General features: G+C 71.9%; 23 protein-coding genes and 1 riboswitch. Of the genes, 19 read left to right on the top strand and 4 right to left on the bottom strand.

The window, feature by feature from the left end; genetic code table 11:
* Nucleotides 1-9 precede the first annotated feature (9 nt).
* Nucleotides 10-411 (bottom strand): hypothetical protein, encoded by a 402-nt coding sequence (locus tag AB0B01_RS22375; protein WP_361721769.1) that lies wholly within the window; start codon nucleotides 409-411, stop codon nucleotides 10-12.
* Between the two features lie 199 nt (nucleotides 412-610).
* On the opposite strand from AB0B01_RS22375, the gene AB0B01_RS22370 reads away from it, so the two are divergent.
* From AB0B01_RS22370 to AB0B01_RS22340, 7 genes are all read left to right on the top strand, one after another.
* Nucleotides 611-1,231: a heme-copper oxidase subunit III gene (locus AB0B01_RS22370; RefSeq protein ID WP_356853362.1), complete on the top strand. Its 621-nt coding sequence runs from the start codon at nucleotides 611-613 to the stop codon at nucleotides 1,229-1,231.
* A gap of 75 nt (nucleotides 1,232-1,306) precedes the next feature.
* Nucleotides 1,307-2,116, top strand: a complete 810-nt coding sequence (locus tag AB0B01_RS22365) for a c-type cytochrome (RefSeq protein ID WP_361721766.1) — start codon at nucleotides 1,307-1,309, stop codon at nucleotides 2,114-2,116.
* Nucleotides 2,113-3,171, top strand: a complete 1,059-nt coding sequence (locus AB0B01_RS22360) for a Rieske 2Fe-2S domain-containing protein (protein ID WP_361721763.1) — start codon at nucleotides 2,113-2,115, stop codon at nucleotides 3,169-3,171. Before AB0B01_RS22365 ends, AB0B01_RS22360 begins: the two co-directional genes overlap by 4 nt.
* Nucleotides 3,168-4,796, top strand: coding sequence for a ubiquinol-cytochrome c reductase cytochrome b subunit (locus AB0B01_RS22355; RefSeq protein WP_361721760.1), 1,629 nt, complete (start codon nucleotides 3,168-3,170; stop codon nucleotides 4,794-4,796). Before AB0B01_RS22360 ends, AB0B01_RS22355 begins: the two co-directional genes overlap by 4 nt.
* Nucleotides 4,797-4,941: 145 nt before the next feature.
* A complete protein-coding gene (trpD, locus tag AB0B01_RS22350; protein ID WP_361721757.1) occupies nucleotides 4,942-6,006 on the top strand; it encodes an anthranilate phosphoribosyltransferase in 1,065 nt (354 codons plus the stop codon).
* A gap of 87 nt (nucleotides 6,007-6,093) precedes the next feature.
* Nucleotides 6,094-6,210: riboswitch (SAM riboswitch) on the top strand.
* Between the two features lie 215 nt (nucleotides 6,211-6,425).
* On the top strand, nucleotides 6,426-7,802 hold the full coding sequence (locus AB0B01_RS22345) for an aminotransferase class V-fold PLP-dependent enzyme (protein ID WP_361721754.1): 1,377 nt from the start codon (nucleotides 6,426-6,428) through the stop codon (nucleotides 7,800-7,802).
* Between the two features lie 70 nt (nucleotides 7,803-7,872).
* On the top strand, nucleotides 7,873-8,661 hold the full coding sequence (locus AB0B01_RS22340) for a DUF2785 domain-containing protein (protein ID WP_361721751.1): 789 nt from the start codon (nucleotides 7,873-7,875) through the stop codon (nucleotides 8,659-8,661).
* A gap of 27 nt (nucleotides 8,662-8,688) precedes the next feature.
* Here the strand turns inward: AB0B01_RS22340 and AB0B01_RS22335 are convergent, their stop codons facing one another.
* Together AB0B01_RS22335 and AB0B01_RS22330 are read right to left on the bottom strand one after the other, a co-directional pair.
* Nucleotides 8,689-8,970, bottom strand: a complete 282-nt coding sequence (locus AB0B01_RS22335; RefSeq protein ID WP_030291798.1) for an Lrp/AsnC ligand binding domain-containing protein — start codon at nucleotides 8,968-8,970, stop codon at nucleotides 8,689-8,691.
* A complete protein-coding gene (locus AB0B01_RS22330) occupies nucleotides 8,967-9,689 on the bottom strand; it encodes a rhomboid family intramembrane serine protease (protein WP_361721748.1) in 723 nt (240 codons plus the stop codon). Before AB0B01_RS22330 ends, AB0B01_RS22335 begins: the two co-directional genes overlap by 4 nt.
* Nucleotides 9,690-9,850: 161 nt before the next feature.
* Between AB0B01_RS22330 and AB0B01_RS22325 the strand changes: the two genes are divergently transcribed.
* From AB0B01_RS22325 to AB0B01_RS22295, 7 genes are all read left to right on the top strand, one after another.
* Nucleotides 9,851-10,090, top strand: a complete 240-nt coding sequence (locus tag AB0B01_RS22325) for a hypothetical protein (RefSeq protein ID WP_361721745.1) — start codon at nucleotides 9,851-9,853, stop codon at nucleotides 10,088-10,090.
* Nucleotides 10,091-10,133: 43 nt separating this feature from the next.
* A complete protein-coding gene (locus AB0B01_RS22320; RefSeq protein WP_361721793.1) occupies nucleotides 10,134-11,498 on the top strand; it encodes an NYN domain-containing protein in 1,365 nt (454 codons plus the stop codon).
* A gap of 252 nt (nucleotides 11,499-11,750) precedes the next feature.
* A complete protein-coding gene (locus AB0B01_RS22315; RefSeq protein WP_361721742.1) occupies nucleotides 11,751-12,776 on the top strand; it encodes an NlpC/P60 family protein in 1,026 nt (341 codons plus the stop codon).
* Between the two features lie 266 nt (nucleotides 12,777-13,042).
* On the top strand, nucleotides 13,043-14,086 hold the full coding sequence (locus tag AB0B01_RS22310) for an NlpC/P60 family protein (protein ID WP_361721740.1): 1,044 nt from the start codon (nucleotides 13,043-13,045) through the stop codon (nucleotides 14,084-14,086).
* A 33-nt stretch (nucleotides 14,087-14,119) separates the two neighbouring features.
* Nucleotides 14,120-15,241, top strand: a complete 1,122-nt coding sequence (locus AB0B01_RS22305; RefSeq protein ID WP_361721737.1) for a hypothetical protein — start codon at nucleotides 14,120-14,122, stop codon at nucleotides 15,239-15,241.
* A 51-nt stretch (nucleotides 15,242-15,292) separates the two neighbouring features.
* The gene (locus AB0B01_RS22300) at nucleotides 15,293-16,435 is read left to right on the top strand and encodes a glycosyltransferase family 4 protein (RefSeq protein WP_361721734.1); all 1,143 of its coding nucleotides are present in this window, start codon (nucleotides 15,293-15,295) and stop codon (nucleotides 16,433-16,435) included.
* A gap of 108 nt (nucleotides 16,436-16,543) precedes the next feature.
* A complete protein-coding gene (locus AB0B01_RS22295) occupies nucleotides 16,544-18,160 on the top strand; it encodes a GMC oxidoreductase (RefSeq protein ID WP_361721731.1) in 1,617 nt (538 codons plus the stop codon).
* A gap of 69 nt (nucleotides 18,161-18,229) precedes the next feature.
* On the opposite strand, the gene AB0B01_RS22290 is transcribed toward AB0B01_RS22295, so the two are convergent.
* Nucleotides 18,230-20,026, bottom strand: a complete 1,797-nt coding sequence (locus AB0B01_RS22290) for an AMP-dependent synthetase/ligase (protein WP_361721728.1) — start codon at nucleotides 20,024-20,026, stop codon at nucleotides 18,230-18,232.
* Between the two features lie 229 nt (nucleotides 20,027-20,255).
* On the opposite strand from AB0B01_RS22290, the gene AB0B01_RS22285 reads away from it, so the two are divergent.
* The 5 genes from AB0B01_RS22285 to AB0B01_RS22265 all read left to right on the top strand — a co-directional run bounded on the left by AB0B01_RS22285 (nucleotide 20,256) and on the right by AB0B01_RS22265 (nucleotide 24,461).
* A complete protein-coding gene (locus AB0B01_RS22285; RefSeq protein WP_361721725.1) occupies nucleotides 20,256-21,038 on the top strand; it encodes a metallophosphoesterase in 783 nt (260 codons plus the stop codon).
* Nucleotides 21,039-21,147: 109 nt separating this feature from the next.
* A complete protein-coding gene (locus AB0B01_RS22280; protein ID WP_361721723.1) occupies nucleotides 21,148-21,597 on the top strand; it encodes an SRPBCC family protein in 450 nt (149 codons plus the stop codon).
* Nucleotides 21,598-21,685: 88 nt separating this feature from the next.
* Nucleotides 21,686-22,894, top strand: coding sequence for an ArsA-related P-loop ATPase (locus AB0B01_RS22275; protein WP_361721720.1), 1,209 nt, complete (start codon nucleotides 21,686-21,688; stop codon nucleotides 22,892-22,894).
* Nucleotides 22,895-22,978: 84 nt separating this feature from the next.
* Nucleotides 22,979-23,458 carry a DUF5304 domain-containing protein gene (locus AB0B01_RS22270; protein WP_361721717.1) on the top strand — a complete coding sequence of 160 codons (480 nt, stop codon included), beginning with the start codon at nucleotides 22,979-22,981 and terminating at the stop codon, nucleotides 23,456-23,458.
* 61 nt (nucleotides 23,459-23,519) lie between these two features.
* Nucleotides 23,520-24,461, top strand: coding sequence for an ROK family glucokinase (locus AB0B01_RS22265; RefSeq protein WP_361721714.1), 942 nt, complete (start codon nucleotides 23,520-23,522; stop codon nucleotides 24,459-24,461).
* Nucleotides 24,462-24,507 lie beyond the last annotated feature (46 nt).

Raw genomic sequence — 24,507 nt, 5'->3', positions numbered from 1 at the left:
TCGTACGGGCTACGCGTCCAGCGAGAGCCGGCAACGCAGCAGGCGGGCCAGGGCGTCCGCGAACTCCACCGGGTCGACCGGAAGGGTCACCGCCGCGTCCGCGCGGCTCCAGGTGGCCAGCCAGGCGTCCTGCGGGCGCCCCATGAGCAACAGGACGGGCGGGCAGCGGAAGATCTCGTCCTTGATCTGCCGGCACACCCCCATGCCCCCGGCCGGAACCGCCTCACCGTCCAGCACGCACGCGTCGATCCCGCCCGCGTCCAGCTCGCTCAGAACGGCCGGCAGCGTGGCGCACTCCACGAACTCGACCGGCGGCAGGTCCGCAGCGGGCCTGCGACCGGTCGCCAGCCGCACCTGCTCCCGCGTGCCCGCGTCGTCGCTGTAGACCAGAACCCGTGCAGTCGACTGCATTTCGTTCCTCCACGGTGCCGTGAAACACATTGATGATGCGCGGGATGCTACTCCGTCCGACCCGGTGTCAACATCGGTTCGCGCACCCTCGCCCGTGCCACGCGGAGGGCCGCTCTGATGGGCCGTTCGGGCCTTGCACACGCCCCTGACACTCCGAACGGCACCCCCCGGGGTGAGGGCGGGATAAGCGACCGACATAATGTCGGTCGTGGCGACAGCAACGACAGTAGATACCGGGCACGCGCACCCGACGGTCAACCGGCCGAACCTCGTCAGCGTCGGAACCATCATCTGGTTGAGTTCCGAGCTGATGTTCTTCGCGGCCCTCTTCGCGATGTACTTCACCCTGCGATCCGTGACGGGTCCCGAGTACTGGGCAGAGCAGGCTTCGGCCCTCAACCTGCCCTTCTCGGCAACGAACACGACGATCCTGGTGCTCTCCTCCCTCACCTGCCAGCTCGGCGTTTTCGCCGCAGAGCGCGGTGACGTGAAGAAGCTCCGGTCGTGGTTCGTGATCACATTCGTGATGGGTGCGATCTTCATTGGCGGCCAGGTGTTCGAGTACACCGAGCTGGTCAAGCACGAGGGCATGTCTCTCAAGTCAGGTCCGTACGGCACGGTGTTCTACCTGACCACCGGCTTCCACGGCCTGCACGTGACAGGCGGTCTCATCGCCTTCCTGCTGGTCCTCGGCCGGACGTACGCGGCCAAGAGGTTCACCCACGAACAGGCCACGTCGGCCATCGTCGTGTCCTACTACTGGCACTTCGTCGATGTCGTCTGGATCGGCCTCTTCGCGACGATCTACTTGATCAAGTAGCGAACACGTCGCCGGGCCCGACCCGGCACTCATCCAGAAACACCGACGCAGAAGATCCTGACACCGGGGTAATCCGTGAAAAAGCTCTCCGCACGACGACGCCATCCGCTGGCGGCGGTCGTCGTTCTACTCCTCGCGCTGGCGGCCACTGGGGGGCTGTACGCCGCCTTCGCCCCTGCGGGCAAGGCGCAGGCCGATGAAACCGCCCAGTCCCTCGCCATCGAGGAGGGCAAGAAGCTCTACGCCGTGGGCTGCGCAAGCTGCCACGGAACCGGCGGTCAGGGTTCCACTGACGGCCCCAGCCTGGTCGGCGTCGGCTCCGCGGCCGTCGACTTCCAGGTGAGCACGGGCCGCATGCCCGCCCAGCAGCCCGGCGCCCAGGTGCCGAAGAAGCCGGTCATCTACTCCCAGGCTCAGATCGACCAGCTGGCCGCGTACATCGCCTCCCTCGGCGCCGGCCCGATCAGGCCGACCGAGAAGCAGTACGACCCGGCGGGCGCCGACGTCGCCAAGGGTGGCGAGCTGTTCCGCAACAACTGCGCGCAGTGCCACAACTTCACCGGCGAGGGCGGCGCGCTGACGAACGGCAAGTACGCTCCCAACCTTGAGGACGTCTCGCCCAAGCACATCTACGAGGCCATGCTCACCGGCCCGCAGAACATGCCCTCCTTCCCCGACAGCACGATGCCGGAGAAGCAGAAGAAGGACATCATCGCGTACCTCCAGAACGTGAACGGCGAGAAGTCGGTCAGCCCTGGCGGCCTGAAGCTCGGTGGCCTCGGCCCCGTCTCCGAGGGTCTGTTCGGCTGGATCTTCGCTCTGGGTGCGCTGATCGCTGTCGCCGTCTGGGTCGCGGCCCACACCGCTAAGGCCAAGAAGTCATGAGTAGCCAAGACATTCCCGAAGACAAGCACCTGCCGAGCGAGCAGGGCGACGCGCACCACGGCGCCGTAGCGGTCGCGGACGACCCGTTCGCCGACCCCGGCCTGCCGGTCCACAAGCCGCGTATCCAGGACATCGACGAGCGGGCCGCGAAGCGCTCCGAGCGCACCGTGGCGATGCTGTTCACGCTGTCGATGCTGGCGACGATCGGTTTCATCGTCTCCTACGTGGCCATCCCGATCGAGAAGATCGTGTACATCTTCCCGCTCGGGAAGGTCAGCGGGCTCAACTTCGCGCTGGGCCTCACGCTGGGCACCGCCCTCTTCTGCATCGGCGCGGGCGCGGTCCACTGGGCCCGCACCCTGATGTCCGACGTCGAGGTCGCCGACGAGCGCCACCCGATCGGGGCCTCGCCGGAGGTCCGGGCGAAGGTGATGCAGGACTTCGCCGACGGTGCGAACGAGTCCGCCATCGGCCGCCGCCCGCTGATCCGCAACACCATGCTCGGCGCGCTGGCCCTGCTGCCGCTGTCCGCCGTGGTGATCATGCGCGACCTGGGCCCGCTGCCCGAGGACAAGCTGCGCAAGACCCTGTGGGCCAAGGGCAAGCTGCTCATCAACCAGAACACGAACGAGCCGCTGCGTCCCGAGGACGTCCAGGTCGGGTCGCTGACCTTCGCCATGCCCGAGGGCCTGGAGGAGACCCAGCACGACTTCCAGAACCAGATCGCCAAGGCCGCCCTGATGATCGTCCGGATCAAGCCGGAGGACATCAAGGACAAGCAGGAGCTGGAGTGGTCCCACGAGGGCATCGTGGCCTACTCCAAGATCTGCACCCACGTCGGCTGCCCGATCAGCCTGTACGAGCAGCAGACGCACCACGTGCTCTGCCCGTGCCACCAGTCCACCTTCGACCTCTCCGACGGCGCCCGAGTCATCTTCGGCCCGGCCGGCCACGCGCTTCCGCAGCTGCGGATCGGCGTGAACGGTGAAGGCTTCCTCGAAGCGCTCGGCGACTTCGAGGAGCCCGTCGGTCCTGCATTCTGGGAGCGCGGATGAGCACTGCCACTGACACGAAGCGCACGGCGCCTTCCAAGGGCGAGCGCGTAGCCGACTGGGCGGACGGCCGCCTGGGCATCTACAGCCTCGCCAAGGCGAACATGCGCAAGATCTTCCCGGACCACTGGTCCTTCATGCTCGGTGAGATCTGCCTCTACACCTTCATCATCATCATCCTCACGGGTGTGTACCTGACCCTGTTCTTCCACCCGAGCATGAACGAGGTCGTCTACCACGGCTCGTACGTGCCGATGCAGGGCGTCCAGATGTCCGAGGCCTTCTCCTCGACGCTGGACATCAGCTTCGACGTCCGCGGCGGTCTGCTCATCCGGCAGATCCACCACTGGTCGGCGCTGGTCTTCGTCGCGGCCATGGTCGTGCACATGATGCGCGTCTTCTTCACGGGCGCCTTCCGCAAGCCGCGCGAGGTCAACTGGATCTTCGGCTTCCTGCTGCTGGTCCTCGGCATGTTCACCGGTTTCACCGGTTACTCCCTGCCGGACGACCTGCTCTCGGGCACCGGTGTCCGCTTCATGGAGGGCGCGATCCTGTCCGTGCCGATCGTCGGCACGTACCTGTCGTTCTTCCTCTTCGGCGGCGAGTTCCCCGGCGGCGACTTCGTCGCGCGGTTCTACTCGATCCACATCCTGCTGCTGCCCGGCATCATGCTGGGCCTGCTGGTGGCACACCTGATCCTGGTCTTCTACCACAAGCACACCCAGTTCGCGGGTCCCGGCAAGACGAACAACAACGTCGTCGGCATGCCGCTGCTGCCGGTCTACATGGCCAAGGCCGGAGGCTTCTTCTTCCTGGTCTTCGGTGTGATCGCGGCCATCGCGGCGATCGCCTCGATCAACCCGATCTGGGCCCTCGGCCCGTACCGCCCGGACCACGTGTCCACCGGTGCGCAGCCCGACTGGTACATGGGTATGCCGGAAGGCCTGATCCGTGCCATGCCCGGCTGGGAGATCAACCTGTGGGGCCACACGCTCGTCCTGGGCGTGTTCGTTCCGCTGCTGCTCTTCCCGCTGGTGCTGGGCGCGATCGCCGTCTGGCCGTTCATCGAGTCCTGGGTCACCGGCGACAAGCGCGAGCACCACATCCTGGACCGCCCGCGCAACGTCCCGACCCGTACGGCCTTCGGTGCCGCCTGGATCGCGGAGTACATCGTGCTGCTGGTCGGCGGTGGAAACGACATGTTCGCGCAGTACTTCCACCTCTCGATCAACAACATCACCTGGTTCGTCCGGATCGGCTTCTTCGCCGTCCCGGTCCTGGTCTTCATCGCCACCAAGCGGATCTGCCTCGGCCTCCAGCGCCGGGACCGCGACAAGGTGCTGCACGGTCGCGAGACCGGCATCATCAAGCGCCTGCCGCACGGTGAGTTCATCGAGGTCCACGAGCCGCTTTCGCAGGGCGCACTGCACACGCTCACCGCGCACGAGCAGTACAAGCCGGTCGAGATCGGCCCGACGGTCGACGAGAACGGTGTCGAGCGCAAGATCGGCCGGATGCAGAAGCTCCGCGCGAAGCTCAGCAAGGGCTTCTACGCGGAGGACAACCAGATTCCGAAGCCCACGGTGGAGGAGTACAAGGAGATCCAGAGCGGCCACGGCCACCACTGATCCCGCTTGAGGGACTGATTTCGGTCAGTCCTGGTGTCGCCACGGCGAGAGCCCCGTCCAGGGTCTGGACGGGGCTCTTTGCCGTCCCGCGGGGCTGGATAGGCTGAAGCCCTTCCCATTCGACGTGGACCTTCAGGAGCGGACCATGAACGTTGTGACCCCGGCAGGCGGCGACAGCGTGGCGGCCCGCAGCTGGCCGGGCATCCTCGACGCCCTGCTCGGCGGCCAGGACCTGCGGGCCGAGGACACCGCGTGGGCCATGGACCGGATCATGCGTGGAGAGGCCACCGACGCCCAGATCGCCGGCTTCGTGGTCGCGCTGCGGGCCAAGGGGGAGACGGTCACGGAGATCAACGGCCTCGTACGGACCATGTACGAGCACGCCAACCTGATCGAGGTGCCCGGCCGGACCGTGGACATCGTCGGCACCGGCGGTGACGGGGCCAAGACGGTCAACATCTCCACCATGTCGGCCGTGGTGGTCGCGGGCACCGGCGCCAAGGTCGTCAAGCACGGCAACCGGGCCGCGTCCTCCGCGAGCGGGGCCTCGGACGTGCTGGAGAAGCTCGGCGTCAACCTGGACCTGCCGCCCGAGCGGGTGGTGCAGGTCGCCGAGGAGGCCGGGATCACCTTCTGCTTCGCGGTGAAGTTCCACCCGGCGCTGCGGCACGTGGCCGCGGCCCGCAAGGAACTGGGCATCCGGACCACCTTCAACTTCCTGGGACCGCTGACCAACCCGGCGCGGGTGCGGGCGCAGGCCACGGGCGTGGCCGACGCGCGGGTGGCCCCCATCGTCGCGGGCGTACTGGCCGAGCGCGGTTCCTCGGCGCTGGTGTTCCGCGGCGACGACGGCCTGGACGAGCTGACGACGACCGCCACGTCCCGAGTGTGGTGGGTGCGCGACGGCCGGGTGGACGAGCAGCCCTTCGACCCGCGGGACGTGGGCATCGAACTGGTCGACGTATCGCAGCTGCGCGGGGCGGACGCCTCGTACAACGCCGACGTCGCCCGCCGCCTGCTCGCGGGCGAGACGGGCCCGGTCCGCGACGCCGTCCTGCTGAACTCGGCGGCCGCCCTGGTCGCCCTGGACCCCGGCACCGGCTCCCTGGAGGAGCAGCTGCGGGCCGGGCTCGCCCGCGCGGCGGAGTCGGTCGACTCGGGCGCCGCCCGGGCGGCGCTTGAGCGCTGGGTGGCCGCCAGCAACGCATGAGGCGTGATCGTTTTTGAGCCAAGGCCCCGGTCCGGCATGTGGACCGGGGCCTTGCGCGTGGAGGATCTTGTGGCAGGATGCTGACCAGGTCACGAGTGACAGCGTTTAGGCCCCGGCTTGCTGTCCGGCAACCCTCCTTCCGTGGCGGGGTGCCCCGGGTGATGACCAGGTCGTAGGCAGCAAGGCCTACGGCAAGCGCGGATCCCTCGACACCAGGGGTCCTGGTCCATCGAGGAGCGTTTTCCGTGAGCAAGCGAATGCGATAGGGCGAATCCGCCCCTTCTTCACCCCTCGGACCAGGCCACTTCCGTGTGCCCCCCGTCGTCCGAGGACCTCCCCGTACCCCGGACGGCCGCCGAGCCGTACCCGCGTACGGGCACGCCGAAGCCATTCCGCCTTGCCTGCCGGGAGATACCGCCATGTCCGCATCCCTGAACACCGCTGCCGCCACCGCCGTCGACCCCGCCTGCGCCGAACCGCTGCCCGTCCTCGGCCGGGACGTCACCGTCCCCCTGGTCACCGGCGGCGAGGTCACCTACGCGGCCCTCGACTACGCGGCCAGTGCCCCCGCCCTGCAGCGGGTCTGGGACGACGTGGCCGCGTACGCGCCCTACTACGGCAGCGTGCACCGCGGTGCCGGCTACCTCTCCCAGCTGTCCACCGACCTCTTCGAGCAGAGCCGCGCCGCGGTCGCCGAGTTCCTCGACTGCCGGCCCGCCGACCAGGTGGTCTTCACCCGGTCCACCACGGACTCCCTCAACCTGCTCGCCGCCGTACTCCCCTCCGGCTGCCAGGTGTTCGTCTTCGAGACCGAGCACCACGCCTCGCTGCTGCCGTGGCGCGACGCCCAGGTCACCTACCTCAACGCCCCGCGGACCCCGGCCCAGGCCGTGGACACCCTGGAGCGCGCCCTGGCCGCACGCGAACCGTACGGCCCCGTCCTGGTCTGCGTCACGGGGGCGTCCAACGTGACCGGCGAGCTGTGGCCGGTGAAGGAACTCGCGGCCGCCGCGCACGCCCACGGCGCACGGATCGTCCTGGACGCCGCCCAACTGGCCCCGCACCACCCCGTCTCCGTGCAGGAGCTGGACGTGGACTGGGTCGCCTTCTCCGGGCACAAGCTGTACGCGCCGTTCGGCTCGGGCGTGCTCGCCGGCCGGGCGGACTGGCTGCAGCAGGCGGAGCCGTACCTCGCGGGCGGCGGTGCCTCCCGCAAGGTCGCCCGGCGCCAGGACGGCGGCGTGGACGTGGCCTGGCACACCACGGCCGCCCGCCACGAGGCCGGCTCCCCGAACGTCATCGGTGTCTACTCCATCGCCTCCGCCTGCCGGGCGCTGACGGAGGCGGGCTTCGACAGCCTCGTCGCCCGCGAGCAGCGGCTCGTCGCGAAGGTCCGCGAGGGCCTGGCGGAGGTCCCGGCGGTCCGGATCCTCTCCCTCTTCGGGGACGACGCCCCGCGCGTCGGGGTCATCTCCTTCGTGGTGGACGGCTGGAACAGCTCCCACTTCGCGGCCGCGCTGTCCGCCGAGTACGGCATCGGCGTCCGCGACGGCCTCTTCTGCGCCCACCCGCTGGTCCGCACCCTGCTCGGCAGCGAACCGCAGGCCCAGGGCGAATGCGGAGCGCCGGAGGCGGCGCCGGGGGAGCGGTCCCTCAACGCCATCCGCGTCAGCTTCGGCGCGGGCACGCCGGATGAGCACGTCGAGCGGTTCGTCGGCGCGGTCAAGGAACTCGTCGCGGACGGCGCCAAGTGGCAGTACCGCACGGAAGACGGCCGCTGCGTCCCGGCGGTCTGATCCCCGGCGCCGGACCCCGGCCCGCCGATAATCGCCGGCGGGCCGGGTGTGGGCTCCGTACTCTGCCGTCATGATCACGTGGCAGGCCGTCGAAGACGCCGGATACGGCGTCCCGGAGGGACACGACCTCGACGACCTGGTCGCCGGGCTCTCGCGGGCACTGGCCGATTCGGACCCCGAGGTACGGGACGGGGCGGCCTACTCCGTCCTGGCGACCTGGATCGCGCGCGGCGTGATCGACGCACCGCGCCGGCGGGCCCTCGGCGACGAGATGGCCGCCCGCTTCGCCGATCCGCGGATCCAGGCCCGCACGTTCGCCCCCCTGGTGCTGGACATGCTGGTCGAGGCAGGCGAGTTCAGCCCGGCGTGGGTGGACGCCTTCGCGCACTGGTACGTGGCCGAGGAGGACCTGCGCGGCCACGACGACACCCTCGGCTGGCTGCACGCGGTCGCGCACGGCGCCGATCTGCTGGCCGCGTTCGGGCTGCGCCCGGAGGTGGACCCCGTACGGATGCTCGGCCTCGGCGCGGCGCGGCTGCTCGCGCCCACCCCGTATGTGTTCGACCAGCAGGAGGACGACCGGCTGGCCCTCGCGCTGGCGCAGGTCCTGAACCGGCCCGGGCTCACCGGGGAGCAGGCCACCGGCTGGCTGCCGCCGCTGGAGGAGGGGATCCGGTCCATGGGCCGCGGCCCCGCCCCGGTGTGTGCGTCCAACACCATGCGCACCCTGCGGCAGCTGTACTACCTGGCCGACCAGGGCGTTCGTCCGCATCCCGGCGCGGACCGGGTCCCGATGCGGCACGGGCCCGTGCTGCGGCAGGCGCTCGCCGCGGTCCTGGACCTGGTGGACTGCCGCTGAAGCGAGCCGCGGGCGGGTACTGCGCCTCTACGCGTCCAGGCCGATCGCGAAGGCTGCTTCCAGGTCGTGCTGCGAGTAGGTGCGGAACGCCACGTGCGTGTCCGTCGCCTCCACGCCCGGGATCTTGCTGATGCGGCCCGGGATGATGTCCGCCAGGTTCTCGTGGCGGGCCACGCGGACCAGCGCGATCAGGTCGTAGGTCCCCGTGACGGAGTAGACCTCGCTGACGTTGTCCAGCGCGGCGATGGACTCGGCGATCTCGGGGATGCGGTCCACGCTGGTCTTGATGAGCACGATCGCGGTGATCACGGTTGGCTGTCTCCCTCGGTGGCCGTCGCTGGTCGCCTCACTCTAGTCGTACGCCGGTAGCGCACCCACGCGTAGACGAAGCCCACCGAGAAGCCGACCAGGTGGGCCAGGTACGCCACCCCCGGACCGCTGCCCGCGCGGTGCGCCGCCACCCACTGGAGGGCGAACCAGAACAGCAGCACGATCCACGCGGGGAAGCGCAGCGGCAGGAAGAACAGGAACGGGAACAGGCTCGTCACCCGCGCCCGCGGGAACAGGCAGAGGAAGGCGCCGAGCACCGCCGAGATCGCCCCCGACGCGCCGACCAGCGTCTGGTCGGAGGAGCCGTTGGCCGCCGCGTACGCCGCCAGGGCGAGGTAGCCCGTACATACGTAGAAGCAGAGGAACTCCGGGCGGCCCATCCGCTCCTCGGCCATCGCGCCGAAGACGTGCAGGAAGAGCATGTTGCCGAGCAGGTGCAGCCAGCTGCCGTGCACGAACAGGGCGGTGAGCGGGGTCAGCAGGGCCCGGCCCTGCCCGGTGAAGAGCTCGTCCGGGACCACGCCCCAGCGCCGGAAGTAGTCCGTCCCCGTCTCCAGCAGCTGCTCACCGGCTCCGTAGGACGGATTGAGGCCCGAGGCCGGGCCGAGCAGGAACACCACGCAGCAGCCGGCGATCAGTACGTGGGTGACCACCGGGCCCCTCGCGGCCCCGCGCAGGGCCTGCCACCTTACGATCATGCGATCGAGCATGGCCCAACCGGGCCCACCCGGGGCACCGGCAGGCCGTAGGGTTACGTGCTGCGGCTCGCTGATTGATGCAGACGGGCGGCTCCGATCGGACCAGGATCGGACCGGCTTTAATTGAAAGATACGCAAGATACAGAGGAGAGAGCGGCCTGATGACGGTTCCCCTGCCGACCGGCACCACGCGGTGGCGCTGCACCCTGTGCGGCAACCTCACGCGCTTCGATGTCACTCGTTCGTCGAAGGTCGTGGAGTACGTCCACCTGGATCTTGCCGGGGAGCCCAAGGTCGAGGAGCGCGAGGTGGTCAGTGAGACCATCGAGTCGGTCCGCTGCCGCTGGTGCAACGCGGTGGACCAGATCGAGCTCGTGGACAGGCCGGGCGCCGACTCCTGACGGAGCGGGGCCCACAGGTGGATCATCACGGTAGGGGTGACGGATTGTGGAGCCAGCAAGCGGCGCTGAGCCGGCCGACGCGGCCGGCGACGCCGCCGAGGTGCTCGACCGCCCGCTGCCGGAGGGCGTGCGGCGCCGGGTCGTCGCGCTCGTCTCGGACGCCTTCGGCGGACTGACGGTCGCGGACCTCCCGGCGCAGCTGCGCCAGTACGCGCGGTTCACCCCGTCCCGGCGTGCCAAGTTCGCGGGCAACGCCATGGCCGCGGCCGTGGAGGGCGACGCCGTCTTCCGAGGGCGCGTCGCCGAGAAGGTGCGCGAGGCGCATGCCGAACTGGCCGCTGCTCTGGAGTCCGGAGCGCCGCCCGCGGCCGCGGACCCGCTGGACGTGGCGGCGGCCGCGTACGTCCTGCGCCCGGTCGGCTGGGTCAAGCTGGTGGCCGCTGCCGGCGAGGAGGCGCAGCGCGCGGACGCCGAGCGGATCGGCGAGGAGACCCGGCGCGAACTGGAACGGCTGCGCGAGGAGCTGGCCCAGGTCCGGGAGCTGCAGCGGTCCGGCGGCGACCAGGTACGGGTCGAGCTGGAGGCGGCGCGCAAGGAAGCGGAATCGCTTCAGCGCAAACTGCGCAGCGCCTTGAGCGATGTGAAGCGCGGCGAGGCGGCCTTGCGCAAGGTGACCGCCGAGATCGACGGGATCCGCGGCGAGGCGTCCGCCCAGGTGGCCGCCGCCGAGAGCGAGACCCGGCGGCTCAAGTCCCGTCTCGCGGAGGTGGAAGCGGCGCTGGAGACCTCGCGCCGGGCCACCCGCGAGGGCCGCAGCGTCGAGGACATGCGGCTGCGCCTGCTGCTGGACACCGTGCTGGACGCGGCCCAGGGGCTGCGCCGCGAGCTGGCCCTGCCGCCGGTCTCGACGCGGCCCGCGGACACCGTGGACGCGGTGGAGCCGGGCCGGATGACCCCTAAGGACATCGCGGCGCGGGCGCTGTCGGAGACCGATCCGGCGTTGTTGGACCAGTTGTTGGCGCTGCCCCAGGTGCACCTGGTGGTCGACGGTTACAACGTGACCAAGACCGGCTATCCGACGATGCCGCTGGAGAAGCAGCGGCTGCGGCTGCTGGGCGGGCTGTCGATGCTGGCCGCGCAGACCGGGGCGGAGATGACCTGCGTCTTCGACGGCGCGGAGCTCGCGGCGCCGGTGCTGCTCGCGCCGCCGCGCGGAGTACGGGTGCTGTTCTCCAAGGCCGGGGTGACCGCGGACGAGCTGATCCGCCAGCTGGTACGGGCGGAACCGCCCGGCCGGCCGGTGGTCGTGGTCTCCACGGACCGCGAGGTGGCCGACGGAGTGGCCAAGGCCGGAGCCCGGCCCGTTACGTCCGCCTTGTTGCTGAAGCGGCTTTCGCGCGTTTCGTAACTCCTCGACGTAATGCCCGATTTGGCAGGGCAGCTGTGGAACGTACCGTCAAGTGCCCTGCACAGAGCGTGGGCTGTAGGTAAAGAACCTGGTCGGCGACCGAATTTTTTCTCGACAGGATTTGAACTGATCACAGAAGGGTCACTAGGGTCTGCTCAAACCTTCGTGCGGTAGGTCACTCATTCGGGGTGACGGCGAAGGTGTCGCCGAGTTGCGTTCTTCGGCGGCTCTAGGAAGAAGGAGCTCGCCTTCGTGGCGTCCCACCGTCGACCCAAGCAGCCGACCCGCACTCGTGTGACCGTGCTCACCGCCACGGCCGCCGCGGCCGTCGCCCTCTCCGCCCACGGCGCCTCCGCCGCTCCTGCGCAGCCGAGCAAGGACGAGGTCAAGGCCAAGGTCGACGCCCTCTACGAAGAGGCGGAGCAGGCCACGGAGAAGTTCAACGGGGCCAAGGAGCGCCAGGAGAAGCTGGAGAAGGAGATCGGGCAGCTCCAGGACCAGGTCGCCCGGGGCCAGGACGAGCTCAACCAGCTGCGCAGCACGCTCGGTTCGATGGCGAGCGCCCAGTACCGCACCGGCGGCATGGACCAGTCCGTCGCCCTCTTCCTCTCCGGTGACCCCGAGACCTACCTCGACAAGGCCTCCACCCTGGAGCAGTTGAGCGGCAAGCAGGTCGAAGCGGTCCAGAAGATCCAGGCCAAGCAGCGCAGCCTCGCGCAGCAGCGCCAGGAGGCCGCCGGCAAGCTCGCCGACCTCGACGCCACCCGCAAGGAGCTCGGCGAGAAGAAGAAGGCCTCGCAGGACAAGCTCGCCGAGGCCCAGGCCCTCCTCAACACCCTGACGGCGCAGGAGCGCGCGCAGCTCAAGGACGACGAGAGCCGCGCCAGCCGCAGCGACAGCGACCGCGCCGACCTCGGCAACGTGAAGGTCTCCGGCCGGGCGGGCGCCGCCCTCGAAGCCGCCAAGACCAAGCTGGGCAGCGCGTACGTGTCCGGCGCGACCGGCCCGAGCGCCTTCGACTGCTCGGGACTGACCCAGTGGGCCTACAAGCAGGCCGGCGTCGGCATCTCCCGTACCACCTACACCCAGGCCAACGACGGCACGCGCATCGGCAAGAGCCAGCTCCAGCCCGGTGACCTGGTGCTCTTCTACAGCGACCTGCACCACGTCGGCCTGTACGCGGGCAACGGAATGGTGCTGCACGCCTCGAACCCGCGCGGCGGCGTCAAGTACGAGTCCATCAACAACATGCCGTTCCAGTTCGGCGTCCGCATCTGACGCCCCCGCGGGCCCGCACCGCCCGCCCGCCCCCTGACGGGGGACGCGCCGTACACCGCCCATCCGGGCGAATTGCACGGCCCCGATGTGACCCCGCGCCCCGCCGGTGACCTGCGTCTCCGGCGGGGCGTCAGCATGTGTGCCCTGCCGGGGTCGTTGGCCGGTGTGCGGCCCTGCGGCTACTGTCTGCCAGCGCGGAAACCCGGCACACGGCCGTCCACGGGGGGCGGACCCGGGGCCCGCGCAGCGGAAGGGAGCGGTTTGACGTGGCGTCCCATCGCCGGCCCGGTTTCACCAGCCTCGACCGGAACACCAAGGTCACCGTCCTCACCGCTGCCGCGGCCACCGCCGCGGCCGCCCTGGCGGGAGTACCCGCGAGCGCGGCCCCGGCCCTGCCGCAGGAACCCGCGGGCGGCACCCGTGCCCAGGTCGACCGCCTCTTCGAGGAGGCCGAGCAGGCCACCGAGCGCTACAACAAGGCGGGCGAGAAGGCCGACAAGCTGCGCACCGAGATCGACCACGCCCAGGACGAACTGGCCCGCGGCCAGGACCGCATCAACACCATGCGCGGGGTCCTCGGCACCTTCGCCGGCGCCCAGTACCGCTCCGGCGGCATCGACCCCGCCGTCGAGCTGATGCTCTCCGAGGACCCCGACGAGTACCTCGACAAGGCCTCCACCCTCGACCGGCTCACCGGCCGCCAGGCCCGGCAGCTCGACGAACTGCGCAAGGAGCAGCGCCGACTGGCTCAGCAGCGCCACGAGGCCTCCCTCAAACTCGCCGAACTCGACGCCGTCCGCGCCGACGTGGCCCGCCAGAAGCGCGCCGTCACCGCGAAGCTGGCCGCCGCCCGGCAGCTCCTGAACTCCCTGCCCTCCGCCGAGCGCGCCGACTTCGAGCGGGCCTCCCGCTCCGGCGGCCGCCCCGAGGGGCTGCCCGACCCGTCCTCGCTCGGGCCCTCCTCGGGCCGCGCCGCGGCGGCGGTGAGGGCCGCCCGGGCCGCCGTCGGCCGTCCGTACGTGTGGGGATCCACCGGCCCCTCCGGCTTCGACTGCTCCGGCCTGATGGTGTGGTCGTACCGGCAGGCCGGCGTCTCCCTGCCCCGCACCTCCCAGGCCCAGCGGTACGCGGGCCGGCAGGTGCCGCTCTCGGAGGCGCGGCCCGGCGACCTCGTCACGTACCGCTCGGACGCCAGCCACGTCGGCATGTACGTGGGCAACGGCCAGGTGGTGCACGCCCCCTACCCCGGGGCGCGGGTGCGCTACGACCCGGTCGGGATGATGCCGGTGTCCTCGGTGACCCGGCCCTGAGGCGGCCCGGCCGGTCCTGCGTACGATCGGCTGGTGCTCCCGGTCCGCCGCGCCCTCGTCCGCATCCTGCCGCTCCTGCCGCTCCTGCTGTGCGGGCTGCTCGCGGGCTGCGGGGCGCCCTCCGCGGACCGGGCCGAGCAGCACATCCGGCAGGCCGTCGCCGCCTGGTCGCGGACGCCGCCCCCGCGGCTGGCCCCGATCCCGCTGGAGGGCTGGGCGTACGAGGTCACCGCGGTCCGGCGCAGCGGCGCGGCGGCCACCGCCCGGGCGCAGCTGCACTACCGGCTCGCCGGATACGACGCGGCCCCCGCCGGATCGGGCCGCGAGGTGCAGCTGCGCGAGACCGGCGGGCGGTGGCGGGTCACCGGGGACCGGGCTGCGCCGGGCGCCCCGCCGCAGCTGTGGGACCAGGGCCCGGTGACGGTGGTCCGGGGCTCGTACGCCCTGGTGCTGGGCGCCGGCCAGAGCCAGGCTGCACTGTCGGCGATCGCCGCGGAGGCGGACCGGGCGGTGCCCGCCGTGACCGCCGCCTGGCCGGGGGCGTGGGCCCGGCGGGTGGTGGTGCTGGTCCCCGGCTCCGTCGACGGGATGGCGGCGCTGCTGGGCCGGCCCGCCGCCGAGTACCGGGGCATGGGCGCCGTCACCACCGGCAGGGTGGACGCCGCGCCGGGCCCCGCCGACCGCGTCGTGATCAACCCCGAGGGGTACGCGCAGCTCAGCGCGGCGGGCCGGAGCATCGTCCTGACCCACGAGGTCACCCATGTCGCCACCCGGGCCGCGACCTCGGCCAGGACCCCGCTGTGGCTGTCGGAGGGCTTCGCGGACTGGGTGGCGTACCGCACCTCGGACGAGACCCCGGCGCAGGCGGCACCGGCCCTGGGCCGGGCCGTACGGCGGGGCGAGCTGCCCGGGGACCTGCCCGCGGACGAGGCCTTTGCCTTCGGCGGCGACCCGGAGGCCCTGGCGCGGGCGTACGAGGGGGCGTGGCTGGCCTGCCGGCTGATCGCCGGGCGGTGGGGCGAGGCGGCCCTGGTGGAGCTGTACGGGCGCGCCGGGCGCGAACCGCTGCCCGCGGCGCTCGACGCGGCGCTGGGGGTGGACCGGGCCGGGCTGACCAAGGCCTGGCAGGAGGCCTTGCGCACCTCCCTCCGCTGAGTGCACTCTCGCCGCCGACCGCTCCGGGCCTTCGGGTACTGTCGGCAGGCGATGCACAAGACCCTGATCGTGACCAACGACTTCCCGCCGAGACCGGGCGGCATCCAGGCCTTCCTGCACAACATGGCGCTGCGTCTGGACCCCGACCGGATCGTCGTCTACGCCTCCACCTGGAAGCACGGCGCGGAGGGCCGCGAGGCCACCGCGGCCTTCGACGCCGAGCAGCCGTTCCAGGTGGTGCGCGACCGTACGACGATGCTGCTGCCGACCCCGCGGGTGACCCGGCGGGCCGTGGGCCTGCTGCGCGAACACGGCTGCGAGTCGGTGTGGTTCGGGGCGGCGGCCCCGCTCGGGCTGATGGGCCCGGCGCTGCGCCGGGCCGGGGCGCGCCGGATCGTGGCCACCACCCACGGCCACGAGGCGGGCTGGTCGCAGCTGCCGGCCGCGCGGCAGCTGCTGCGGCGGATCGGCGAGGGCACGGACACGCTGACCTACCTGGGCGAGTACACGCGCTCGCGGATCGCCTCGGCGCTGACCGGGCCGGCGGCCGCGCGGATGGTGCAACTGCCGCCGGGCGTGGACGAGAAGACCTTCCACCCGGGCTCGGGCGGCGAGGAGGTCCGGGCCCGGCTCGGACTCTCGGACCGGCCGGTGGTGGTGTGCGTGTCCCGCCTGGTCCCGCGCAAGGGACAGGACACCCTGATCGAGGCGATGCCGCGGATCCTGGCGGCCGTGCCGGACGCGGCGCTGCTGATCGTCGGCGGCGGCCCCTACGAGGCGGATCTGCGCGCGCTGGCGGCCAGGACGGGGGTCGCGGACTCGGTGGTCTTCACCGGGGCGGTGCCCTGGGCCGAGCTGCCCGCCCACTACGGCGCGGGCGACGTCTTCGCGATGCCGTGCCGCACCCGGCGGGGCGGGCTGGACGTGGAGGGCCTCGGCATCGTCTACCTCGAAGCCTCCGCCACGGGGCTGCCGGTGGTCGCCGGGGACTCGGGCGGCGCCCCGGACGCGGTCCTGGACGGGGAGACGGGCTGGGTGGTCCGCGGTGGCGCCCCCGAGGAGGCGGCCGACCGGATCACCGCCCTCCTGCGGGATCCGGAGCTGCGCCGCCGCATGGGCGAGCGGGGCCGCGCCTGGGTCGAGGAGAAGTGGCGCTGGGACCTCCTGGCCGACCGCCTGCGCGAGCTGCTCTGAGTCCCGGACGCGGGGCGGGCCGTGATCGTCCGCCATGCCTGACTGGTACTCGGATGTCTGTCAACACCGCCTCTCGGCGGACGGCCGGATTCCGCCCATGATGCGGCCATGACACCTCACCTGACGCGCCGTCACTTCCTGGGCGTCGGCGCCCTCCAGACGGCCGCCGCCCTCGGCTTCACCCGTATCGGGGCGGCCTCGGCCGCGGCCGTCGAGCCGGCCCCCGCGCAGTACGCCCCCGCCATCGTCGTCGGCTCCGGCTACGGATCCGCCGTGGCCGCCCTCCGCCTCGGGCAGGCCGGCGTACGCACCGTCGTCCTCGAAATGGGGCGCCTGTGGGACACCCCCGGCCCGGACGGCAAGGTCTTCCCCTCCACCTCTGCCCCCGACCAGCGCTCCATGTGGTTCCGCACCCGCACCGAGGCCCCGCTCGCCCAGTTCCTCTGGCTCGACGTGGTCAACCGGGACATCAGCCCCTACCCCGGCGTCCTCGACCGCGTGAACCACGGAGACATGTCCGTGTACGTCGGCCGGGGCGTCGGCGGCGGCTCCCTCGTCAACGGCGGCATGGCCCCGACCCCGCGCCGCTCGTACTTCTGCGAGGTGCTGCCCCGCGTCGACGCCGACGCGATGTACGGCACCTACTACCCGCGCGCCCGCGCCATGCTCGGCGTCAACGAGATCGACCCGGCCTGGTTCGAGTCCACCGAGTGGTACCGCTTCGCCCGGATCTCCCGCAAACACGCCCAGAACACCGGCCTGAAGACCACCTTCGTGCCCAACGTCTACGACTTCGGCCACATGAAGCGCGAAGCCGCCGGCACCGCCACCCGGTCCGCCCTCGCCGGGGAGGTCATCTACGGCAACAACCACGGCAAGAAGAGCTTGGACAAGACCTATCTCGCCGCCGCGATCGGCACAGGCCACGTCACCATCGAGACCATGCAGCGCGTGGTCGGCGTCCGCCCGGACCCGGCGGGCGGGTACGTGCTGACCGTCCAGAGCAGCGACCTGACCGGCCGGGTGACCCAGGTGCGCGAACTGGGCTGCCGGCAGCTCTTCCTCGGCGCCGGCAGCCTCGGCACCACCGAGATCCTGCTGCGCGCCCGCGAGAAGGGGACCCTGCCCGGACTCAGCGAGAAGGTCGGGCTCGGCTGGGGCCCCAACGGCAACGTCATGACCGCCCGCGCCAACCACCTGTGGGACACGGTCGGAGCCAACCAGGCCACCATGCCCGCCCTCGGCATCGACGACTGGGACAACGCCGCGAACCCGGTCTTCGCGGAGATCGCCCCGCTGCCGATGGGCTTCGAGCACTGGATCTCGATGTACCTGGCCATCACCAAGAACCCCGAGCGCGGCCACTTCACGTACGACGCGGCCACCGACTCGGCCCGGCTCAACTGGCGGCGGGACCAGAACTCCCCGTCGGTCCGGGCCGCCAAGTGCCTCTTCGACCGCGTCAACCGGGCGAACTTCACGATGTACCGCTACGACCTCTTCGGCGGGAACAACCCCTTCGCCGACACGTTCACCTACCACCCGCTGGGCGGCTGCGTCCTCGGCGAGGCCACCGACGACCACGGCCGCGCCAAGGGCCACCGGGGGCTGTACGTGGTCGACGGCTCCCTGATCCCCGGCTCGCTCGGCGTGAACCCGTTCGTGACCATCACGGCCCTCGCCGAGCGGAACATGGAGCGGATCCTCGCCGAAGACCCGCGCTGAGGACCCCGCGCTGAGGACCCCGCGCCGAGACCTGCACCGCGGACCCGCGCCGAGGCGTGCCCCGGGGGCTCAGCCCCGGTACAGGGCCTCGATCTCGTCCGCGAAGTCCTTCGCCACCACATTGCGCTTCAGCTTCAGCGACGGCGTGATGTGACCCGACTCCTCCGTGAACTGGGAGGGCAGGATGCGGAATTTCCGCACCGATTCCGCCTTGGAAACCGCCGCGTTGCCGTCGTCCACGGCCTTCTGGACGGCGGCGATGAGGTCCGCGTCCTCGCGCAGCTCCGCCGCCGTGACCCCGGCCGGCTTGCCGTGCTCGGCGGCCCACCGGCCGAGGAACTCCTCGTCGATGGTGACCAGCGCCGCCACGAACGGCCGCGCGTCGCCGACCACCATGCACTCCGCGACCAGCGCGTGCGCCCGGATCCGGTCCTCGATCACCGCGGGCGCGACGTTCTTGCCGCCCGCCGTGACGATGAGCTCCTTCTTGCGGCCGGTGATCGTCAGGTAGCCGTCCTCGTCGAGGGTGCCGACGTCGCCGGTGTGGAACCAGCCGTCGGTCAGCGCCTCGGCGGTCGCGCTCTCGTTCTTCCAGTACCCGTTGAAGACGTGCTCGCCGTGCAGCATCACCTCGCCGTCGTCGGCGATCCGCACCACCGAGCCCGGCAGCGGCTGCCCGACCGTACCGATCTTCGGCCGGTCCCACGGGTTGAAGGCCGTGGCCGCGCACGACTCCGTCAGGCCGTAGCCCTCCAGCACCGTGAAGCCGATGCCGCGGAAGAAGTGGCCGAGGCGCTCGCCGAGCGGGGCGCCGCCCGAGATCGCGTACTCGCCGCGCCCGCCGAGGACGGTGTGCAGCTTGCTGTAGACCAGCTTGGAGAACAGCTTGTGCTTCAGCTTCAGGCCGAAGGACGGGCCCCGCGGGGTGTCCAGCGCCCGGCTGTACGCGATCGCCGTCTCGGCGGCCGCGTCGAAGATCTTGCCCTTGCCGTCGGCCTGGGCCTTGGCGCGCGCCGAGTTGTAGACCTTCTCGAAGACGCGCGGCACCCCGAGGATCAGCGTCGGCTTGAAGGACGCCAGCTCGTCGGTCAGGTTCTTGATGTCCGGTACGCAGCCCAGGCGGATCGGCGCCAGCACGGACGCCACCTCCACCAGGCGCCCGAAGACGTGCGCGGCCGGCAGGAACAGCAGCACGGAGCACTCGCCGGTGCGGAAGAGCGGGCTCAGCCGCTCCACCACGTTGCCGCACTCGGCGAAGAAGTTGCGGTGGGTCAGCACACAGCCCTTGGGGCGGCCGGTGGTGCCCGAGGTGTAGACGATGGTGGCCGGGTCGTCGGCGTTCGCCAGCGAGCTGCGCTTGTCGACCTCCTCGTCGGAGACGTCCGCGCCCGCCGCGTGCAGCGCCTGGACCGCGCCCTGCTCGATCTCCCAGACCTCGCGCAGCTCCGGCAGCCGGTCGCGCAGCGAGGCCACGGCCGCGCTGTGCCCGGGGCTCTCGGCGACGACGGCGACGGCGCCGGAGTCGCCGAGGATCCACTGGATCTGCTCGGGCGAACTGGTCTCGTACACGGGGACCGTGACGGCGCCCGCGCTCCAGATCGCGAAGTCGAAGAGCACCCACTCGTAGCGGGTGCGGGAGATCAGGGCGACCCGGTCACCGGGCTCGACGCCCGCCGCGATCAGGCCCTTGGCGGTGGCCCGCACCTCGGCCAGGAACTCGGTCGCCGTCACGTCCTGCCAGCCGCTGCCGGCCTTGCGCGCCATGACGGCGGTGTCTGGGTGCTGCGCGGCGTTGCGGCGGATGAGATCCGTCAGGTTCCCGTCCGACGGGACCTCGTACAGGGCCGGAAGGCTGAACTCGCGCAAGACTGCTGCTCCTCTGGGCGCCATCGCCACCGTGTGGACCGACCGGACGTTACCCACCGGTAGTGGGTTCCCGATAGAGGGAACCGGCCAGATGTTCCATGCGTCACATGACGCGGCACTGCCCTGCCGACAGTAGTCGACCCCGGTTCGGACCCGGAAGTAACCGCAGGTCCGGCCACCCGTCCCGGTGCCCCTACCCGCAATGCCCGAGCCCCCCTAGGGTGGCGGCATGAGTGGCAGGAAACGCAGCACGAGGGTCCATGTCGTCAGCGACGTCCACGGCAACGCCGAGGCGCTCGCCCGGGCCGGAGACGGCGCCGACGCGCTGATCTGCCTCGGTGACCTCGTGCTCTTCCTGGACTACGCCGACCATTCGCGCGGCATCTTCCCCGAGCTCTTCGGCGTGGAGAACGCCGACCGGATCGTCGAACTGCGCACTGCACGCCGGTTCGAGGAGGCCCGCGACCTCGGCCGGCGGCTGTGGGCCGGGCTGGAGCGCGAACAGCTGATCGAGGGCGCGGTGCGCCGCCAGTACGCCGAGATGTTCGCCGCGTTCCCCCACCCCACGTACGCCACGTACGGCAACGTCGACGTCCCGGGCCTGTGGCAGGAGTATGCCGCCCCCGGCACCACCGTCCTCGACGGGCAGCGGGTCGAGATCGGCGGCCGCGTCTTCGGCTTCGTCGGCGGCGGGCTGCCCTCCCCGATGCGCACCCCCTACGAGGTGGACGAGGAGGAGTACGCCGCCAAGGTGGAGGCGCTCGGCGAGGTCGACGTGCTGTGCTCGCACATCCCGCCGGAGGTGCCGGAGCTCTGCTACGACACCGTCGCCCGCCGGTTCGAGCGGGGGAGCGAGGCCCTGCTCGCGGCGATCCGGCGGACCCGCCCGAAATACGCCCTGTTCGGGCACGTCCACCAGCCGCTGGCCCGCCGGATGCGGATCGGCGGCACCGAGTGCGTGAACGTCGGCCACTTCGCCGCCACCGGAAGGCCGTGGGCCCTGGAGTGGTGACACCCGCACGCACGGTAGCCTGCACGCGGCGGCCGCCGGCCGCACACGTCCTCGAATGTCCCCCAGCTGCCGCTGGGAGGTGCCCCCAGCCCCGGAGGAGCGACCCGCGATGGCGGAACACACCAGCTCAAGCATCACGATCGATGCGGCGCCGGCCGACGTCATGGCCGTGATCGCCGACTTCGCCCGCTACCCCGAGTGGACCGGCGAGGTGAAGGAGGCCGAGGTGCTCGCCGCCGACGCCGAGGGCCGCGCGGAGAAGGTCCGGCTGCTGCTCGACGCGGGCGCGATCCGCGACGACCACACCCTCGCGTACACGTGGAAGGGCACGGACGAGGTCAGCTGGACCCTGGACAAGTCGCAGATGCTCCGCCAGCTCGACGGCTCTTACCTGCTGGCCCCGCTGGACGGCGGCAAGCGCACCCAGGTCACCTACCAGTTGACCGTGGACGTCAAGATCCCGATGCTCGGCATGATCAAGCGCAAGGCCGAGAAGGTCATCATCGACCGCGCCCTCGCAGGTCTGAAGAAGCGCGTCGAATCGACCGAGTCGGCCTGACCGCCCCGGCGATCGAGGCGCGGCCGGGGCGCGGTCCCCGGTCCGGGCGAAGCCGGCTCCGCCGGTGCGAACGAGGAGCACCTGCACCATGCACACACTGCTGATCACCGGCCCCGGCGGGGCCGGGCGGACCACCGTGGCCGCGGCCACGGCCGTCGCCGCCGTGCGGGCGGGGCAGCGGGTGCTGCTGCTCTCCGGTGACCCCGGCGACCCCCTGGCCGCCCTGGTCGGGGAGCCCGCGGGGGAGCCCGTCGAAGCCGCACCGGGCCTGCGGGCGCAGCCCGCGGGCGGGATGCTGGTGGCCCGGATCGACTCCGGCGAGGAGTTCCGCTCCGAGCTCGTCGCCCTCCAGGACCGCGGTTCCGCGCTGCTCGGCCTGGTCGGTGCCCGGCCGCTTGGCGCCGAGGAGCTCACCGAACTGCCCGGCGCCGAGCAGTTCGCCCTGCTGCGCGCCCTGCGCCGGGCCGCCGCTGCACCGGGCATCGACCTCGTCGTCGTCGACATGCCCCCGCTGCACCAGAGCGCGGCCGCCCTCGCCCTCCCCGCCCAGCTGCGCCGCTACCTCGCCCGGCTGCTCCCGGCCGAGCGGCAGGCGGCCCGCGCCCTGCGGCCCGTACTGGCCCAGCTGGCCGGGGTGCCGATGCCCGCGCAGTGGCTGTACGAGGCCGCCGCGCGCTGGGACGAGGAGCTGGCCGCCGTCCAGGCCGTCATCGAGGCCGACACCACCTCCGTCCGCCTGGTCGCCGAGCCGGGGCCGGGATCCGCAGCGGCCCTGCGCACCGGCACGCTCGGCCTCGCCCTCCACGCCCTGCCCGTGTCCGCGGTGGTCGTGAACCGGATGGTGCCGCAGGGCTCCCCCGACCCGTGGCTGGCCGGACTCGCCGCCCAGCAGGAGAAGTACGCCGCCCAGTGGGCCGCGCAGGCTCCCGGCACGCCCCTGGTCCCGGTGGCCCACCTGGGCCGCGACCCGCGGGGCCCGGAGGACCTGGAGCGGCTCGCGGCCACCGCGGGGCTGCTCCCGGACGCCCCCGCACCCCGTACGGCCTGGGTCGTCGAGGACCGGATCGCCGACGACGGGGTACTCGTCTGGGTGGTCCCGCTGCCCGGCGCCGACAAGGGCGAACTCGACTTGGTGCGCCGCGGCGACGAGCTGCTGCTCGCGGCGGGCCCGCACCGAAGGATCGTTTCGTTGCCCTCGGCGCTGCGCCGCTGCACCGTCTCCGGCGCCGCCCTGGCCGACGGCGAGCTCCGCATCCGCTTCACCCCCGACCCCGGGCTCTGGCCGCGCAGGCCGTGAACCGCGTACCCCCGTTCGGGTACCGTCGAAGGTAGTAGCACCGTACGCACCGCACGCCCCGCAGCTGCCCCAGGAGAGTCCGCCATGAGCGAGGCCACCGACCGTCCCACCGACGACGACGCCTGGGCCAAGGCCTGCGCCGAGGACCTCGCGGCGGAGCGGGAGCGCCGCCGCACCTACGAGGGTGGCGCCGCAAACGCCCCCGGCAGTGCCGCCGAGGAGCTCTTCAAGCTGTTCGAAGCCGTCGCCGACAAGGTCTCCGGCCTGAACGGCCCGCTGTTCGGCGCCGCGGCCCAGGGCGCCGTCCGGCAGTTCGTCCACCAGGCCAAGGCCGCCGCCAAGCCCGTCGTCGAGCGCAACCCCGAGGTCTTCGACCACCTCGCCGCGGCGGGCTCGGAGCTGCTCGCCGCCTACCGCTCGGCCGTCGAGGGCCACGAACGCCGCTGGACCCGCGACGAGCCCGCCCCCGGCCCCGGCCGGTCCGCCGACCAGCCGTCCGGCGACAGCTCCGACCCCCGTGACGAGGGCGGTACGGGCCCGTCGCAGCGGATCGATCTCGACTGAGACTCGTCCACCCTCGGGTACCGTTGGCCGTGGCGGGGTTTGACCGGAAACCGAGGGACTAATGGGACTCACCATCGGCGTCGACATCGGCGGCACGAAGATCGCGGCCGGCGTGGTCGACGAAGAGGGCACCATCCTTGAGACGTACAAGGTGCCCACCCCGCCGACCGCGGACGGAGTGACGGAGGCGATCTGCACCGCCGTCTCCGCAGTCAGCAGCAACCACAGCATCGAGGCCGTCGGCATCGGCGCCGCCGGCTACGTCGACGACAAGCGGGCGACCGTCCTGTTCGCGCCGAACATCAACTGGCGCCACGAGCCCCTGAAGGACAAGGTCGAGCAGCGCATCGGCCTGCCGGTCGTGGTCGAGAACGACGCGAACTGCGCGGCGTGGGGCGAGTACCGCTTCGGCGCGGGCCAGGGCCACGAGGACGTCATCTGCATCACGCTCGGCACCGGCCTGGGCGGCGGCATCATCATCGGCAACAAGCTGCGCCGCGGCCGCTTCGGCGTGGCCGCCGAGTTCGGCCACATCCGCGTGGTCCCGGACGGCCTGCTGTGCGGCTGCGGCAGCCAGGGCTGCTGGGAGCAGTACGCCTCCGGCCGCGCGCTCGTCCGGTACGCGAAGCAGCGCGCCAACGCCACCCCCGAGAACGCGACGGTCCTGCTCTCGCTCGGCGACGGCACCCCCGAGGGCATCGAGGGCAAGCACATCAGCCAGGCCGCGCGGGCCGGCGACCTGGTGGCCATCGACGCCTTCCGCGAGCTGGCCCGCTGGGCCGGCGCGGGCCTGGCCGACCTGGCCTCGCTGTTCGACCCGTCGGCGTTCATCGTCGGCGGCGGGGTCTCCGACGAGGGCGACCTCGTCCTCGACCCGATCCGCAAGTCCTTCAAGCGCTGGCTGGTCGGCGGTGCCTGGCGGCCGCACGCCCAGGTGCTGGCCGCGCAGCTCGGCGGCAAGGCCGGGCTGGTGGGCGCGGCGGACCTGGCCCGCCAGGGCTGAGCGGGCGACACGGCCGATGACGACTGCCCGCCGCGCCCTCTGGGCC

The organism is Streptomyces sp. NPDC044571, from assembly GCF_040647115.1.
Taxonomy (GTDB): Bacteria; Actinomycetota; Actinomycetes; order Streptomycetales; family Streptomycetaceae; genus Streptomyces.
Note: the sequence above shows the minus strand (reverse complement) of the source record. Positions and strands in the feature narration are given on the sequence as shown.